The sequence below is a fragment of the Phytoactinopolyspora mesophila genome, from assembly GCF_010122465.1.
GTDB classification, from domain to species: domain Bacteria; phylum Actinomycetota; class Actinomycetes; order Jiangellales; family Jiangellaceae; genus Phytoactinopolyspora; species Phytoactinopolyspora mesophila.
Map to the genome: position 1 here is coordinate 452,579 of NZ_WLZY01000004.1, position 12,034 is coordinate 464,612.

General features: G+C 66.8%; 10 protein-coding genes. 5 read left to right on the forward strand and 5 right to left on the reverse strand.

The genetic code is table 11. The features are described 5' to 3' along the window. Positions 1-81: 81 nt before the first annotated feature. Together F7O44_RS14445 and F7O44_RS14450 are read left to right on the forward strand one after the other, a co-directional pair. Positions 82-918 (forward strand): metalloregulator ArsR/SmtB family transcription factor, encoded by an 837-nt coding sequence (locus F7O44_RS14445; protein ID WP_162450937.1) that lies wholly within the window; start codon positions 82-84, stop codon positions 916-918. 110 nt (positions 919-1,028) lie between these two features. Further along, complete coding sequence (locus tag F7O44_RS14450; protein WP_174255927.1) at positions 1,029-1,910, forward strand: PhzF family phenazine biosynthesis protein; 882 nt, start codon at positions 1,029-1,031, stop codon at positions 1,908-1,910. 94 nt (positions 1,911-2,004) lie between these two features. On the opposite strand, the gene F7O44_RS14455 is transcribed toward F7O44_RS14450, so the two are convergent. Both F7O44_RS14455 and F7O44_RS14460 read right to left on the reverse strand, forming a co-directional pair. Further along, on the reverse strand, positions 2,005-2,769 hold the full coding sequence (locus tag F7O44_RS14455; protein WP_162450938.1) for an SDR family oxidoreductase: 765 nt from the start codon (positions 2,767-2,769) through the stop codon (positions 2,005-2,007). Then, positions 2,769-3,584 carry an alpha/beta fold hydrolase gene (locus F7O44_RS14460; RefSeq protein WP_162451052.1) on the reverse strand — a complete coding sequence of 272 codons (816 nt, stop codon included), beginning with the start codon at positions 3,582-3,584 and terminating at the stop codon, positions 2,769-2,771. Before F7O44_RS14460 ends, F7O44_RS14455 begins: the two co-directional genes overlap by 1 nt. A gap of 116 nt (positions 3,585-3,700) precedes the next feature. On the opposite strand from F7O44_RS14460, the gene F7O44_RS14465 reads away from it, so the two are divergent. After that, on the forward strand, positions 3,701-5,041 hold the full coding sequence (locus F7O44_RS14465; protein WP_162450939.1) for an aminotransferase-like domain-containing protein: 1,341 nt from the start codon (positions 3,701-3,703) through the stop codon (positions 5,039-5,041). A 71-nt stretch (positions 5,042-5,112) separates the two neighbouring features. On the opposite strand, the gene F7O44_RS14470 is transcribed toward F7O44_RS14465, so the two are convergent. After that, complete coding sequence (locus F7O44_RS14470) at positions 5,113-6,741, reverse strand: PucR family transcriptional regulator (protein WP_162450940.1); 1,629 nt, start codon at positions 6,739-6,741, stop codon at positions 5,113-5,115. Between the two features lie 126 nt (positions 6,742-6,867). Between F7O44_RS14470 and F7O44_RS14475 the strand changes: the two genes are divergently transcribed. Next, entirely contained in the window at positions 6,868-8,172 is a 1,305-nt protein-coding gene (locus F7O44_RS14475) for an aspartate aminotransferase family protein (RefSeq protein ID WP_162451053.1), read from the forward strand. Next, a complete protein-coding gene (locus F7O44_RS14480) occupies positions 8,169-9,686 on the forward strand; it encodes a CoA-acylating methylmalonate-semialdehyde dehydrogenase (RefSeq protein WP_162450941.1) in 1,518 nt (505 codons plus the stop codon). The genes F7O44_RS14475 and F7O44_RS14480 overlap by 4 nt, the downstream gene beginning before the upstream one ends. 92 nt (positions 9,687-9,778) lie before the next feature. Here the strand turns inward: F7O44_RS14480 and kynU are convergent, their stop codons facing one another. After that, a complete protein-coding gene (gene kynU, locus F7O44_RS14485; RefSeq protein WP_162450942.1) occupies positions 9,779-11,065 on the reverse strand; it encodes a kynureninase in 1,287 nt (428 codons plus the stop codon). Between the two features lie 18 nt (positions 11,066-11,083). Beyond that, on the reverse strand, positions 11,084-11,971 hold the full coding sequence (locus F7O44_RS14490) for a tryptophan 2,3-dioxygenase (protein ID WP_162450943.1): 888 nt from the start codon (positions 11,969-11,971) through the stop codon (positions 11,084-11,086). Between the last annotated feature and the right edge of the window lie 63 nt (positions 11,972-12,034).

The window sequence follows — 12,034 nt, forward strand, 5'->3', positions numbered from 1 at the left end:
CGATGCGTGTCGATGAATTGAGAGGAGTTTATCGACGCCGATCGATTGACGCAACCATCGATTTTGGTCGATGATGTAGGGGTGACGATTCAGGCGCCGCCGCAAGCGCTCGCCGCAGATGACGCGGCCACCTATGCCGAGTGGTTCGCATGCCTCGCGGAGCCCACCAGGGTCCGATTGCTGCACGCGGTGGCCACGGCAGGGGGCCCGGTCACGGTGGGCGAATTGACCGAGGCTCTCGGCATCAGCCAGTCCACCTGCTCCCATCACGTCCGCAAGCTGGCGGAGGTGGGGTTCGTGCTGCTGCGAAAGGAAGGCACCACCACCCTGGTCACCGTCAACGCGGCATGCTGCACTGGGCTGCCGCACGCGGCGGACGTCGTGATGGGTGTGCTGTCGCCACTGCCGTGCTGCCCGGATGACATTCCGGCCGGTGTCGACGTTCGTGCTCTTCAGGCGGCCGACTGGCCGGCGGTCCAGCGAATCTACGCCGAAGGTGTGGCTACCGGAGAAGCGACCTTCGAGACCGAGGTGCCCGCCGTCGAGACCCTGGACGCCGCCTGGCTGGCTGGACATCGATGGGTCGCCGAAGCCGACGGACAGGTTGTCGGCTGGGCCGCGGCCAGCCGGGTGTCGGCACGCAGCTGCTACGCGGGCGTCGCCGAGACGTCGGTCTACGTGGGTGCCGGTTCCCGTGGCCGCGGCGTCGGGCGCGCGTTGTTGCGCCGACAGGTTCTAGCGGCTGACGAGGGCGGGCTCTGGACACTGCAGACGTCGATCTTCCCGGAGAACCGGGCCAGCCTGGCGCTGCACCACAGTGCTGGTTTTCGCACCCTTGGGGTGCGTGAGCGGATTGCCCAGCAGCACGGTGTGTGGCGAGACACCGTCATGCTCGAGCGGCGTAGCCCAGCCCGGTGAGCAGAGCGTCTTCCCCGCACCCGCTTGAGGTGGCCGGCCGGAGCCGGACCGGGCCAGCAAACGGCAAGTGGCACTGCTGAGCAGCCCGGGCCCGGTTTAGGCTGGCCCGCATGGTCGACCGTACGGCAGTTCGCGTCAGAGTGATCGATGCCTTCACTGATCGGGCCTTCGCCGGCAATCCCGCGGCCGTCGTACTGCTCGACGCCGAGGATTGGCCGGACGAACAGTGGATGCGCGATATCGCGGCGGAGATGAATCTCTCCGAGACGGCCTTCGCCTTCCCTCTCGTGGGCTCCGTCGAGGCTGACTGGGCATTGCGGTGGTTCACGCCGGCCGCCGAGGTCAATTTGTGCGGCCACGCCACCCTGGCAACGGTGCACGCGCTGAAGGCTGACGCGCGTGTGGCGGACCAGGTCAGCTTCAGAAGTCGCAGCGGAATCCTAGGAGCACGGGTCGCTGCTGACGGTCGCATCACCCTCGATTTCCCGGCCGCGACCAGCACTCTCGTCACTGAGCCGGCCGGCCTGGCCGAGGCGCTTGGTGTGGCGCCGGACGCGGTCTACTCCACCGGGACGCTCCGCGACGTGCTCGTGATCCTCGCGGACGAGGCCGCAGTCCGGGGGCTGGCGCCTAACATCACCGAGTTGGAGGCCATCACCCGGCGCGAAGGGGTGCGAGGCGTTATCGTCACTGCGTCAGCGAAGGATCCGTCCGGCGGTCATGACTATGTGTCGCGGTTCTTCGCGCCGGCGGTAGGGGTGGCCGAAGATCCAGTGACCGGCAGCGCGCATACGGCGCTGGGACCGTTCTGGGCAGAGCGGCTGGGCCGGCCGGATCTCGTGGGCCTGCAGGCTTCGGCCCGCGGTGGTGTGGTGCACACGCTCGTCGTCGGCGACCGTGTAGAGCTGACCGGTCAGGCCGTCACGGTGCTCGACGGCACGCTCCTCCCTCCCGCGTCGTCGCACCCCCGAGCCCAGACTCCACCCAGCTAGATGATCATGTTTGGTGGGTTTTCTCGAGGGTCACCATGCCTGCAGGCCTATTGATGCACGAGAAAACCCACCAAACATGATCATCTAGCTTGGGTCAGGCGGGGCGGTGGACCTGGAACGGCGCGAAGCTCTGCACCGTGGGCATCATCTCGATGACGTTGATGTTGACGTGAGCGGGCTGCGATGCGGTCCAGTACACGGCCTCGGCCACATCCTCTGATTCCAGTGGTCGTGTGCCTGAGTAGACCGCCTGCGCCTTCTGCTCGTCGCCGTCGAAGCGCACGGTCGAGAACTCGGTGCCGCCACTCAGGCCGGGTTCGACGCATGTCACGCGCACTCCGGTGCCGTGCAGGTCGCTACGTAGGTTGAGGCTGAGCTGGTGCACGAAAGCCTTGCTGGCGCCGTACACGTTCGACCCTGGGTACGGATATGTGCCGGCGATAGATCCCACGTTGATGACGTGTCCTCGCCCGCGAGCCACCATCCCGGGCAGCACGGCACGTGTGCAGTACAGCAGCCCGCTGCAGTTGGTGTCGATCATCTGTTTCCAGTTCTCGAGGTCAGCTTCCTGCGCCGGCTCGAGGCCCTTGGCCAGCCCGGCGTTGTTCACCAGGATGTCGATCTCGGCGAACTGGTCCGGAAGTGAGCCAAGTGCGCGTTCGACGGACTCCCGTTCGCGCACGTCCAATTCGACCGCCAGCACCCGTGGTCCCAGCCCCGAGATCACCTCGGCGAGCCGCTCCGAGCGGCGGGCGCAGGCGATCACCCTGGTGCCGGCCTCGGCGAATCGCCGGGTGATAGCGGCGCCGAAGCCGGAGCTGGCGCCGGTAACTAGGACGGTGGTATCGGCGGTGATCATCAGGTGCGTCCTTCCGTGGCGGCCGGAGCCGGGATTCTCTCGAGGAACTGCTCCACCAGGGAGTTGAACTCGGCCGGGCGCTCGAGGTTCGGCATATGTGCTGCTCCGTCGATCACACCGAGGCGTGCGTCAGGGATCAGCTCGTGGATGAGTTCGGCATCACTCACTGGCGTGAACTCGTCGTCACTTCCGACGATGACGAGCGCCGGCACCGCAACCAACGGCAGCTCAGGGAGGTAGTCGGGACGTTCTGCCCGGCCCCGAAGCGCTGCCGCGGCGCCCTCCGGTGAGGTGTTCTTCATCATGCTGGCGACGTGGGCGGCCACGTCCGGCATGGTCTTGATGTTCTGCGGTGACAACATCTTCGGCAGTGCCTCGTCCGCGTAGTGACTCATACCTTTGCGCAGCAGCCGGTCGGCGGTCTGGTGACGGGCGACCTTACCGTCCGCTGTCTCGGCGACGGCCGACGTGTCGGCGAGGACTAGCCCGCGCACGCGGTCCGGGAACAGCCGGTGGATCTCCATGGCGATTTGCCCGCCCATGGACAATCCGCCGAGCACGAAACTCTGTACACCGAGCCGGTCGAGCAAGCCGGAGATGTCCCGGGCGAACGTCTCCAGCGTGGTCTTACCTGGTACAACGGTGGATTCCCCGTAACCTCGGAGGTCCGGCGCGATCACCCGCCAGCCGCGCCTGCTGAAATGCTCGATCTGCGGGCGCCACATCGACCGGTCGAAAGGATGGCCGTGTACAAGCACCAGCGCGGTGCCGGTGCCGGTCTCCTCGTAGCCGAAGGTCAGCTCGCCGAGTCTCATTACGCTCACGTCGTGGCCGTCCTCGTTGAGGTTCCAGGTTGACGCCTCGATGTTAATCGGTGCAATATGTCGGTGCAATTGAAGAAATGCACTCGGTGCAATTCTGGGTGATGGGAATGCCTGACTATCGGAGCGTCGCCGATGCCGTGGCGGAGGACATCCTGGCCGGACGGCTGCGGCCAGGCGATCGGCTGCCGCCCCAGCGCCGGTTCGCCCGAGAGCACGGAATCGCGAATTCGACCGCCGTCCGCGTGTACAGCGAACTGATCCGGCGCGGACTGGTGGTCGGCGAGGTCGGCCGTGGCACCTACGTCAAGGCCGGCACGCCGGATGTGGCGCCAGCGCTCAGCGAACCCGGCGGAGCGGGAGTGGACCTGGAGTTGAACTTCTCGATCCTGCCGGAGCAGCCCAGCTTGATGGCCGAGGGGATTGGGCGCGGACTGCGGCCCGATGCGCTTGCGTCCAGTTTGGTTCCCGTCGGTGCGGCTGGCACGGCGCCCGCGCGGGACGCGGCCATCTCTCTGCTCGCCCGGGCCGGTTGGGCGCCTGGGGCCAGTCAAGTCCTCTTCGCCGGTAACGGCCGCCAGGCAATCGCAGCGGTGGCCGCCGCGCTCGTCCCGGTCGGCGAGCGGCTGGCGGTTGAAGCGCTGACCTATCCGGTCGTCAAAGGCATCGCGGCGAGGTTAGGCATCTCGTTGGTGCCGATCGCCGTCGATGAGTATGGAATGGTTCCGGACGCACTGGAGTCCGCCCACCACGCCAGGCCGCTTCGTGCGGTCTACCTGCAGCCCACGCTTCACAACCCGCTCGGCAGCACGATGCCAAGCCGACGACGCTCGGAACTCGTGGACACGTTGCACAGGCTGGACATCCCGGTCATTGAGGATTCCATCTACGGGTTCCTGCGTGAAGACCTGCCGCCGCTGGCCGGCCTGGCCCCGGAGCGCGTCGTCGTCGTCGATAGCCTCTCCAAGCGTCTTGCGCCCGGCCTGACGGTCGGATTCGTCGTCACGGAGAGCGCCGAACTGCGCGAGCGCATCGCAGCGGCGCTGCGTTCGGGCGGCTGGATGGCCCAACGATTCGCCCTGGCCGCGGCTACCCGGTGGGTTGACGACGGCACGGCGGCCACTGTCCAGGAGTTAAAACGCCGGGATGCCGCCGCGCGCCAGCAGAGCGCGGCGCAACGGCTGGATGGGTTCGATATCGCCGCCGACCCGCACGCCTATCACTGCTGGTGGAAGCTCCCTGGGCAGTGGCGGGCGGAGACCTTCGTGGCAGCCGCCGCTCGTCGCGGCATCGCGATCACACCTGCCGCGGCGTTCACCGTGGGGGCCGGCCATGCGCCGAACGCGGTGCGGCTGGCCCTGGCCTCCCCGCCACCCGAGGCTTTGAGCCATGCCCTTGACGTGCTGGCCATGTTGGCTCGCGGGACGCCGGAAGACACCGGTGTCGAGTGAGCCGAGAGCTCTTCGATACCAGGAACTGAACGCTGACGCTGCTTGAATCGCTTCACGCGACGTTCTTGGTATCAAAGCTGGCGACCAAGAATCTCCTGGGCAAGGATGGCCACGTGCAGGGACGTGACGGTCTCTGGGTCAGAGAGGTCCACGTTGAGAATGCGCTCGATGCGGGCCAGCCGCTCGTAGTAGGCCGGCCGCGACAGGTGAGATGCGGCAGCGGCAGCGGTCTTGTTGCCGCCGTGGTCGACGAACGTGCGCAGCGAAGCCAGGAGCGTGCCGCCGTGCTTGTTGTCGTGAGTGTTCAGAGCCGCCAGTTCGCGTTCTGTGAAGGCAGTCAACCGCTCGTCGTCGATCATCACGTGTAGCAGTCCGCGCAGATGGACGTCGTGCAGCCGGTGACATGACCGATTCGCCGACGTGCGCCCGGCCGCCGAGGCCACCTGCCGTGCTTCGGTGAGCGTGCGCCACGCCATGCCCGCTCCGTCGACCGGTGTGCCGGCGGCGACGAGAACTGGCAGCCCGCGAGGCAACTCGATCGCCGCACGGTGGATGTCGGCGGCGAAGCTGTCCACCAGAGCTCGATCGTCATCGGTGGGTGACAAAGACAAGAGGCAACCGACGACATTGTCACTGGTCACAGCGACGAGCGCGGCAACTCGGCTGGTGCGTGCCGCTCCCGCGGTGGCTTCGGCGAGATCGCGGACCAGTTCCTGCGCGGTGAGGGTGGCCGGCGGCGCGGCGTCGCCGGCATGGGGTAGAACGGCCAGGCCGATCAGCTTTCGGGCGTGTAGGGGGACTCCGGCATCGGCGCACCGGTCCACCACATCCGCGTCCGGCGGTGTCGAAGTGGAGAGCGCGGCGAGGAGCGTCCGATGGGTCTGGCGTTCGAGGCTCTCCCGGTCCCGCGCCAGCAGCCGATGCAGCGCCAGCGTGGAAGCCGCCCGTTCGAGCAGGACGAGATGGCGGCGTGGTGGCGGCTCCGGTGAGACCAGCACGAGCCGGCCCCAGTTGTCGCCGCGGGCACCGACGATGGTCACCAGCCAGCCCTCGGGCTGGTGGTATGTGGTGCGCTCAGTCGACTCGACCGCGCGGGAGCGTTTGGCCCACTCGGCGAGTAGCTCCCGGGCCGGTTCGTGGGCCGCGTCGTAGCCGAGAACCTGGTGTTTGATGGATTCGAGGATCACCGGCAAGCCGGAGAGGCGGGCGACCTCGGCAAGGATCTCGCTGATGCCGGCGCCGGCGACGCTGAGCTCGGTGAAGGTCTCGTGTACCCGTTCGGTGGTGCGCAGCTCTTCGAGCTGGGAATCGACGACGAGTTCCCCGACGGCCTGGGTGATGGTGACGAATGCCGCCTCGCGGCTCAACGTGATGAGTGGCAGGCCGGCGTGATCACAGGCGTCGACGAGGGCGGGCGGAAGCGCTGAGCGCCACCGGCGACCCAGCTCCACCACCAGCCCACTGACGCCGACAGAGGCCAGCCCATTGGCGTAGCCGGCCAGCTCGGTGTCGTCGCTCGGCAACGCGATGCCGGTGGTCATCAGCAATTCCCCGCCCCGCAACAGATGCGCGATGTCAGACAGCTCGGCCGAGTGCGCCCAGCGCACGCTCTTGGTCAGTCCGTTGCTGCCGGCGACCACCTGAGGCGCGCCGCGGCGCATCGCGGGCAGCGCAAGGACTTCGGCGACAGTGGGCAACATGGCGGTCCTTCGGCGATCTTTACGGACCATAAGCATAAGGCGTGACATCCTTACGCATCGTCGGTTCACGTGAGAGCTGCCGAGGTATTGCATAGAGATACACACCACAGAAAGGGCGTGCTGGAGATGCCAGACGAATCGCTGCTGAAGCGTCACCGGGCGGTCTTGCCGGATTGGATGGCCCTCTATTACGAGGAGCCGATCGAGATCGTCAGCGGCGCGGGCCGCCATGTGACCGACGCCGAAGGCCGGACCTACCTGGACTTCTTCGCCGGCATCCTGACCAACGCCATCGGCTACGACATGGCCGAGATCAGCGACGCCATCCGGCGCCAGGTGGATACCGGCGTGCTGCACACCTCCACCCTCTACCTGATCCGGGAACAAGTGGCTCTGGCCGAGCGGATCGCTGAGCTGTCCGGTATCCCGGACGCCAAGGTGTTCTTCACCACCAGTGGCACTGAAGCCAACGAGGCGGCACTGCTGTTCACGACCCAGGCCCGCCGGTCCCATCAGGTACTGGCGCTGCGCAACTCGTACCACGGGCGGGCCTTCGCCACGATGGCGATCACTGGGAACCGCGGCTGGTCGGCGTCGAGCCTCAGCCCGATCAACGTCAGCTATGTCCACGGCGGCTACCGGTACCGCAGTCCGTTCGCTGAGCTGAGCGACGCCGACTACATCCGAGCTTGCACCGCCGATCTTCGCGACGTGATCGAGACGACGACGGCTGGCGACATCGCCTGCATGATCGTGGAGCCGATTCAGGGCGTCGGCGGGTTCACCATGCCGCCCGACGGGCTCTACGGCGCCTTCAAGGAGGTGCTCGACGAGTACGGCATCCCGCTGATCTCGGACGAGGTGCAGACCGGTTGGGGCCGCACCGGCGACCACTTCTGGGGGATCAGCGCGCACGGCGTCGTGCCCGATGTCATGACCTTCGCCAAAGGCCTGGGCAATGGGTTGTCGATTGGCGGCGTCGTCGCCCGAGCGGACCTCGTCGACAGCGTCAACGTCAACTCCATCTCCACCTTCGGCGGAAACCCGCTGTCTACAGCCGGTGCCCGGGCCACGCTCGAGTACCTTCTGGAGCACGACCTCCAGGCGAACGCCGCCAAGCAGGGAAGCCATCTGCTGACGGCTCTGCGGGCAGCTGCGGAGAAGTATCGGCTGATCGGTGACGTCCGGGGCAAGGGCCTGATGCTCGGCATCGAGATGGTCGAGCCGGGCACACTGACACCGTCGCCGCGGGCGGCCGGCCTGGTTCTCGAAGCAGCGAAGGCCGCCGGCCTGCTGGTGGGCAAGGGCGGCCTGCACGGCAACGTCGTTCGGCTGGCGCCACCCATGACGCTGACCGATGCCGAGGCCGACGAAGGACTGCAGAAATTGCTCACTGCCCTGGAACAGAGTGATCGGGAGCTGCGCGGATGAACCACGGCGGCAAGATCGTCCACTGGGTGGAGGGCAAGCCCTGGGAGGGCTCGTCCGAGCGCACCGGGCCGGTGTTCGACCCGGCCACGGGTGAGGTCAGCGGTGATGTGCTGCTTGCCTCCGCCGTCGACGTCGACCAAGCCGTCGACGCTGCGTCGCGGGCCGCGGTCAGCTGGCGACGTGCGTCCCTGGCCAAGCGCAGCGCGGTGCTGTTCCGTTTCCGTGAACTGCTCGCTGAACGGGTGGACGAAGTCGCCGCCGTCATCACGGCCGAACACGGCAAAGTGTTGTCGGATGCCGCCGGCGAGGTGCAGCGCGGGCTCGAGGTGGCCGAGTTCGCCTGCGGTATTCCGCACCTGCTCAAAGGCGGCTTCAGCGAGAACGCCTCGACGAACCTGGACGTGTACTCGCTGCGGCAGCCGCTTGGCGTCGTTGCGGTCATCTCTCCGTTCAATTTCCCGGCCATGGTTCCCCTGTGGTTCGTGCCCATCGCGATTGCCTGCGGCAACACCGTTGTGCTCAAGCCGAGTGAGCGGGACCCGTCGGCCAGCTTGCTCCTGGCCGAGCTGTGGGCTGAAGCCGGACTACCCGACGGCGTCTTCAACGTGGTGCACGGCGACAAAGAGGCCGTCGATCAGTTACTGCGTCATGACGACGTCAGGGCGGTCTCGTTCGTCGGCTCTACGCCGGTTGCCCAGTACGTCTACGAGACGGCCACTCGGAACGGCAAACGGGTCCAGGCGCTCGGCGGTGCGAAGAACCACATGGTCGTGTTGCCGGACGCGGACCTCGATCTCGCGGCCGACGCAGCGGTCAACGCCGGCTTCGGATCGGCGGGCGAGCGGTGTATGGCGGTGAGCGCGCTGGTGGTGGTGGAGCCGGTGGCCGACCAGCTGGTAGCCAAGATCCGGGAGCGGATCAGTGGCCTGCGGGTCGGTGACGGCCGGCAGGCATGCGACATGGGGCCGCTGATCACCCGGTCGCACCGGGACAGGGTGGCGTCGTACTTGGACGCAGGGGTAGCCGCGGGAGCGGACCTCGTCGTCGATGGCCGGAAACACCCGATCGAAGGCGCGGCGGACGGCTTCTGGCTCGGGCCGACGCTGTTCGACCGGGTCACGCCCGACATGTCGATCTACACCGACGAGATCTTCGGTCCGGTGCTGTCGGTGCTGCGGGTCGCTTCCTACGACGACGCGCTGGATCTGGTCAACCGGAACCGATACGGCAACGGCACGGCGATCTTCACCAACGACGGCGGCGCCGCACGCCGCTACCAGAGCGAGGTCGAGGTCGGCATGGTGGGCGTCAATGTGCCGATCCCGGTCCCAGTCGCGTTCTATTCCTTCGGCGGCTGGAAGGCGTCGTTGTTCGGGGACAGCCATGCCTACGGTGCCGACGGCGTGCACTTCTTCACCCGGTCCAAGGTGGTCACGAGTCGCTGGCCCGAGACCGGCCGGGCTAGCCAGGGCGCCACGAACGGCGTCAGCCTCGCCTTCAACCCCACCGGCTAGGCCGTCCCCCAAATGATCATGTTTGGGGGGTTCTCTCGCGCGTCACCATGCCTGCAGGCCTGTCGCCGCCCGGGGAAACCCACCAAACATGATCATTTGGAGGGGAAGACGTGCGTGAGGGCGTCGGCGAAACGCCAGCAGTCGTGGTACGTCGAATACAGCGCGGCAGGAGCGACGCGGACCACGTCCGGTTCGCGGGCGTCGGTCATGACGCCGTGTCCGGACCGCAGGCGCCGAACGAGTTCGCCGGCCGTACCCTCTGTCACGCGCAGTGACAGCTGACTGCCCCGCTGCGCTGGGTCGTGCGGCGTGATCATCGTGATCGGCCGGCCTGGAGTGATCTCTTCGATGAGCCCGGCCAGATAGCCGGTCAACCGCAGGCTGCGTTCACGTAGCGTCGCCATGCCCGCTTTGTCGAACACGTCCAGGGCAGCCCGCATCGGGGCGAGCGCGAGGGCGCACGGCGTCGAGATCTGCCAGGCATCGGCCGACTCCGGAGGCTGGGAGACCGGCTCCATCAGGAATCGTGTCTGGACGTCCGTGCCCCACCACCCTTCGAAACGTTGCAGGTCGCGATTGCGCAGGTGGCGCTCGTGGATGAACGCCGCACCCGGCGCGCCAGGGCCGGAGTTGAGGTACTTGTAGGTACACCAGGCGGCGAAGTCGACACCCCAGTCGTGCAGATGCAGCGGGACGTTGCCGGCCGCGTGAGCCAGATCCCAGCCGACCACGGCCCCGGCCGCCTGGCCGGCGCGTGTGATGGCGGGGATGTCCATCAACTGCCCGGTCTGGTAATTGACTCCGCCGAGCAAGACCAGGGCGTACGTGTGCCCTTCACGGGCGAGGAGATCCACGATGTCCTCGGTGCGCAGGTGCTGCTCACCGGTTCGCGCGCGCAGGCGGACCACTGCTTGGTCCGGGTCCAGCCCATGGAATCGGGCTTGGCTGCGCACGGCGTAGCTGTCCGACGGGAACGCGGTGTCTTCGATCAGGATCCGGGTTCTTTCGCCATGCGGGCGATAGAACGACACCATCAGCAAGTGCAGATTCACCGTCAGGCTGTTCATGACGACGGTCTCCCGCGGCAGGGCGCCGACGAGCCGCGCGGCGGACTCGGCCAGCTGCTGTGGATTCGGCAGCCATGGCCGGTCTCCTTCGAAGAAACCTTCCACCCCGCGCTTCGCCCAGCTGTCCAGCTCGTCGAGCACCATGGACGGCGCGGCCTTCGGCTGTAGTCCAAGGGAGTTCCCGACCAAATACGCAGCCTCGGCGTAGTGCCCGCCTTCAGCGGGCGGGACGACGAAATGGTCGCGCCATCCGGGATCGTCGGCATCGGCGGCGCGGGCGGCCTCTTCAGTGGCCGGCAGGGCAGCGTTCATCGCTGTTGTGTCTCCTCGTCACATCTTGGTGCGGGCGGACCACAGCTCCGGGAAGACCACCCTGGCCAGACTACGTTCCAGCCATTTGATGCCGTCCGAACCGCCGCTTCCGGCCTTGGCTCCCATGGATCGGTGGACGGCGCGAAGGTGTTGGTGTCGCCATTCGTTGAACTGTTCGGCCACCTCCGTCAGCGCCTCGCCGAGCAACCGGAGGTGGTTGTCCGGGGTGTCATTCCGGTAGATCTCGACCCACGCGTCTTCGACGGCCGGATGTGGTTCGTGCTCGACGGTGACGTCGCGTTCGAGCACCTCATCGGGGATGGCGTAACCGTTCCTCGCCAGCAGCGCCGTCGTGTCGTCCCAGACGCTCGGCTGCTCAAGCGTTTCGATCAGCTCCTCATGGACCTCGGGCTGCCGCTTGAACGGCCGGACCAGGGACGCTGTCTTCAAGCCGAGCAGGAACTCCAGATGCCGGTACATCGCGGATTGGAATCCGGAGCCTTCACCCAGCAGGTCGCGGAACCGGTTGAAGTCGGTGGGCGTCATCCAGCGCAGGCTTTGCCAGCTCGCGGTCAGGCCGGTGAGATGCAGAGCTGCTCTGTGTAGCGGCTGGATAGCCCGCCACGCGTCGTCATCACGCAGCAGCCGCCTGGTTTCGAGCAACTCGAAACAGATGAGCTTGAAGTAGAGCTCCATGACTTGGGAGATCATCAGAAAGGACATCTCGCCGGGCTCGTCGCTCAGCGTCTGCTGAAGGCTGTGCAGCGTGCTTGCGTGCACGTAGGCGTCGTAGGGCACCTCTCCGGTGAAGTCCAGATTCGGGGTACCGGCGGATTCAGCGGCGCGCTCGGCGCGTTCCTGTTCCGACAGCGGCCGGAGCGCTGGCTTGCTTCGTGTCGTGTTCATGCGCCCTCTCCTCCTATATACACCATCATCGCGAGGTTGAAGATCCGATGGAATGCCGGATCA

Coding starts and splice junctions, on each gene's coding strand:
- F7O44_RS14465 (WP_162450939.1), top strand. CDS start 3,701: ATGCCTGACTATCGGAGCGTCGCCGATGCCGTGGCGGAGGACATCCTG.
- F7O44_RS14490 (WP_162450943.1), bottom strand. CDS start 11,971: ATGAACACGACACGAAGCAAGCCAGCGCTCCGGCCGCTGTCGGAACAG.
- F7O44_RS14450 (WP_174255927.1), top strand. CDS start 1,029: ATGGTCGACCGTACGGCAGTTCGCGTCAGAGTGATCGATGCCTTCACT.
- kynU (WP_162450942.1), bottom strand. CDS start 11,065: ATGAACGCTGCCCTGCCGGCCACTGAAGAGGCCGCCCGCGCCGCCGAT.
- F7O44_RS14470 (WP_162450940.1), bottom strand. CDS start 6,741: ATGTTGCCCACTGTCGCCGAAGTCCTTGCGCTGCCCGCGATGCGCCGC.
- F7O44_RS14455 (WP_162450938.1), bottom strand. CDS start 2,769: ATGATCACCGCCGATACCACCGTCCTAGTTACCGGCGCCAGCTCCGGC.
- F7O44_RS14460 (WP_162451052.1), bottom strand. CDS start 3,584: ATGAGACTCGGCGAGCTGACCTTCGGCTACGAGGAGACCGGCACCGGC.
- F7O44_RS14480 (WP_162450941.1), top strand. CDS start 8,169: ATGAACCACGGCGGCAAGATCGTCCACTGGGTGGAGGGCAAGCCCTGG.
- F7O44_RS14475 (WP_162451053.1), top strand. CDS start 6,868: ATGCCAGACGAATCGCTGCTGAAGCGTCACCGGGCGGTCTTGCCGGAT.